General features: G+C 62.2%; 1 protein-coding gene. It reads left to right on the forward strand.

The window, feature by feature from the left end; all coding sequences use genetic code 11:
• Window positions 1-4,528 (forward strand): non-ribosomal peptide synthetase (locus ALP40_RS25395; protein WP_147478317.1); only part of this gene is annotated, 4,528 nt, incomplete at both ends.

The following is a 4,528-nucleotide window of genomic DNA, read 5'->3' on the forward strand; positions in this document are numbered from 1 at the left end:
GCAGCAACGCTGGGTGGCGACACTGCTGTTCCATCACCTTGCGCTGGACCACACCGCGCTCGAAGTCATACGCCATGAGATGCAGGCATTCCTGATGGGGAATGCCGAGCAACTGGGTGCGGCCATGCCGTATCGCAACTACGTGGCGCAAGCCCGGCTGGGTGCCGACCCTGCTGCGCATGAAACCTTCTTCCGCGAAATGCTCGGCGACGTCGACGAGCCGACACTGCCGTTCGAGATCGGCAATGTGCAGGGTGATGGTCGCAATATCGAGGAGGTTGAGCGTTTCGTTGACCCGCAATTGTCCGTCCGGTTGCGACATCATGCCCGCCAACAGGGGGTGAGCGCTGCCAGTCTGGTGCATTTGGCCTGGGCGCTGGTGCTGGGCAAAGTGTCGACAACCGACGATGTGGTATTCGGCACGGTGCTGCTGGGCCGTATGCAGGCAGGTGAAGGGTCCGACCGGGCACTGGGTATGTTCATCAATACCTTGCCGTTGCGGGTCGGACTCGACAGCAGTGTGCTGACGGCGGTCAGTCAGACCCACATCAGGTTGACCGGGCTGCTGGCCCACGAACACGCATCGCTCGCGCTGGCACAGCGTTGCAGCGGGGTGGCAGCACCGGCGCCGTTGTTCAGCGCATTGCTCAACTACCGCCACAGCATCATGGGCGATACGCAGGAGGATCTGGCCGGTTGGGAAGGCATGCGCCTGTTGGGTGGCGATGAGCGCACCAACTACCCGCTGACCCTTAACGTCGATGATTTGGGCGAAGCCTTCAAGTTGACCGCGCTGGCAGCGGCATCGGTGGGTGCGCAGCGGGTGTGTGACTACGTACACATGGCCCTTGAAGGTCTGGTCGATGCCTTGGAGCAGGCCCCCGACGCACCGCTCGGCAGCCTTTCGATTCTGCCGGCGACCGAGCGCGAGCAGCTGCTACGCACCTGGAACACCCGTGAGTCGGTATTTGCCGACGACCAACCCATTCACCGGATGTTCGAAGCGCGTGCCGCTGCGCATCCGTCGGCCATTGCCATCCGGTACGAGTCGCGCCGCCTGACGTACGGGGAACTCAACGCCCGCGCCAACCAGGTCGCCCATCGTTTGATCGAGCAGGGCATCGGCCCGGATGACCGTGTGGCTATTTGCGTCGAGCGCAGCCCGGAAATGATCGTCGGCTTGCTGGGGATTCTCAAGGCGGGCGCGGGTTATGTGCCGATTGATCCGGCTTATCCGGCGGACCGTCTGGCTTACCTGCTCAAAGACAGTGCGCCCGCCGCGTTGCTGGTGCAGCGCGCGACTCAGGCTGTCCTGACGGTCGAGCGCATGCCAGTGATCTGCCTGGATGATGGCAGTCTTCAAGGGCTGGCGATGCACAACCCGCAGATTGCAGGGCTGACGTCGTCGCACCTGGCGTACGTGATCTACACCTCCGGCTCCACCGGTTTGCCGAAAGGCGTGCAGGTTGAGCATCGCAACGTAGCGCGCCTGTTCTCGGCCACCGACGCCTGGTTCAGCTTCAATGCCACCGACGTGTGGGCACTGTTCCACTCGTTCGCCTTCGACTTCTCGGTCTGGGAAATCTGGGGCGCGCTGGTGCATGGCGGACAGCTGTTGATCGTGCCGCAACTGGTCAGCCGTTCGCCGCAAGAATGCTATGCGCTGATCTGCGAGGCTGGCGTCACGGTGCTTAACCAGACGCCGAGCGCGTTCCGTCAGTTGATTGCCGCCCAGTCCGAAAGCAAGCAGGCGCACTCGCTGCGCCAGGTGATTTTCGGGGGCGAGGCGCTGGAAACGGGGCTGCTCAAGCCGTGGTATGCGAAGGCGATGAACGCCGGTACGCAACTGGTCAACATGTACGGCATCACCGAAACCACAGTACACGTGACCTACCGCGCCCTCGAAGCCGCAGATGCACACCACATGGGCGTCAGCCCGATTGGTGTGCGAATCCCGGACTTGCAGACGTACGTGCTGGACGCCCAGCGCGAACCGGTGCCAGTCGGCGTGGTGGGCGAGCTGTACATCGGCGGCGCGGGCGTGGCCCGTGGCTACCTGAACCGTCCCGAGCTGAATGCCGAGCGCTTCATCGCCGATCCGTTCACCGCCACTGCAAACGCACGTCTGTACCGCACCGGTGACCTGGCCCGCTGGAATGCCGAAGGCAGTCTGGAATACCTGGGCCGGAACGACGATCAGGTGAAAATCCGTGGTTTCCGTATCGAACTGGGCGAAATCGAGGCCAAGCTGGCCAGTCATGCGCAGATCAGGGATGCGGTGGTCCTGGCTCGCGAGGACGTGCCGGGCGACAAGCGTCTGGTGGCGTATTTCACGTCGGAAGACGCCGGCGTCAACCCCGATATCGAGTCGTTGCGCACGCACCTTCAGCAACAAATGCCGGATTACATGGTGCCTGCTGCCTACGTTCATCTGGAGTCTTTACCGCTGACCTCCAACGGCAAGCTGGACCGCAAGGCGCTGCCAGCGCCGGACCAGTCGGCATTGCTCAGCCGGGCTTACGAGGCTCCCCAAGGCGCGGTTGAAACCACACTGGCGCAAATCTGGGCGGAGGTGTTGCAGCTCGAACGTGTGGGGCGCCATGACCACTTCTTCGAATTGGGTGGACATTCTCTGCTGGCGGTGAAACTGATCGAGCGCATGCGTCAGCACAACCTCAGTGCCGATGTGCGCGTGCTGTTCAATCAGCCGACGCTTGAGGCTCTGGCTGACGCAGTGCGTGGCGGACCTGCGCTGGTCGTTCCGGCCAATCTGATTCCCGACAACTGCACGCGCATCACCCCTGACATGCTGCCTTTGGTCGACCTGAGCCAGGCACAGATCGACCAAGTGGTTAACGGTATCCCGGGCGGCGTTGCCAATGTGCAGGACATCTATGCCCTTGCACCGCTGCAGGAAGGCATTGTCTATCACCATTTGAGTGCCACAGAGGGCGATCCCTACCTGCAATATGTGCTGTTTGGTTTCGACCAGGTGTCACGGGTCGAAGCCTTTGCCCAGGCCCTGCAGAACGTGATCTCCCGGCACGATATCCTGCGCACCGGCGTGGTATGGGAGGGGCTGAACGAGCCGCTGCAAGTGGTGTGGCGTGAAGCGAAGCTGGGTGTCGAGGCCGTGACGCTTGATCCGGACGATGGCGACATTGCCACTCAGTTGCACCGCCGTTTCGACCCACGTCATTACAGCCTGGATATTCGTCAGGCGCCGCTGATGCGCATTGCTTATGCGCAGGACACGACCCACAACCGTTGGGTGGCGATCCTGCTGTTCCATCACCTGATTGACGACGCCACCTCACTGGCGGTGCTGTCGCGGGAAATCGAAGCGTTCATGCGGGGCAGTGAAGCCACCCTGGCGGCGTCGGTGCCTTACCGCAATTACGTGGCCCAGGCACGTCTGGGCGTCAGTCGCGAAGCCCATGAAACGTTCTTCCGGGAAATGCTGGAAGACATCGACGAGCCCACATTGCCGTTCGACCTACACAACGTGCAGGGCGATGGCGTCGGAATAGAAGACATTCGCCAACTGGTAGACGCAGACCTTACCCGACGTCTGCGTCATCACGCACGCGGCCTCGGGGTCAGCATGGCGAGCTTCTACCATTTGGCCTGGGCGCAAGTGCTGGGCCGGGTGACGGGCAAGGATGATGTGGTGTTCGGCACGGTGTTGATGGGCCGGATGCAGGGCGGTGAAGGGGCTGACCGGGCATTGGGCATGTTCATCAATACCTTGCCGTTGCGGGTTACTCTGGGTGATATCGGTGTGCCTGATGCTGTCAGGACCGCCCATAAGCGTCTGACCGGATTGCTGGCCCATGAGCATGCGTCCTTGACGCTGGCTCAGCGCTGCAGCCCGATCAAAGCGCCTTTGCCGCTGTTCAGTGCCTTGCTCAATTACCGGCACACCGGTGCGTTGGTGGCTCAGGACGGTATGGACGCCTGGGCCGGTATCGACATTATCAAGAGTGAAGAGCGCACCAACTACCCGCTGACGCTGTCGGTGGACGACTCGGGACAAGACTTCGCCTTCTCTATCATGACCCCGGCGCATGTCGGCGCTCAGCGGGTCTGCGGTTATGTGCAGCAGGCACTGATGGGCCTTGCCGATGCGATGGAGCAAGTGCCTGCGGCGCGGTTGAATCAGGTGATGATCTTGCCGGCGCAGGAGCGTGAGCAAGTGCTGGTCGGTTTCAACGACACCGCTGCCGAGTACCCGCTGGAGCAGACCGTTCACGGTTTGTTCGAAGCCCAGGTTCAGCGTACGCCAGCGGCTGTTGCGCTGGTTCACGGTGCGGCTGAGCTGACATACAGCGAGCTTAACGAACGCGCCAACCGCCTGGCGCATCATCTGCGTGGGCAAGGCGTGGTGCCCGATTCCCGCGTGGCGATTTGCGTCGAGCGTGGCGCGGACATGGTGGTCGGGTTGCTGGCGATTCTGAAAGCGGGCGGGGGTTATGTGCCGCTGGATCCGGCTTATCCCGTCGAGCGCGTTGCCTACATGTTGCAGGAC

The organism is Pseudomonas viridiflava (assembly GCF_003702045.1).
GTDB lineage: Bacteria > Pseudomonadota > Gammaproteobacteria > Pseudomonadales > Pseudomonadaceae > Aquipseudomonas > Aquipseudomonas viridiflava_C.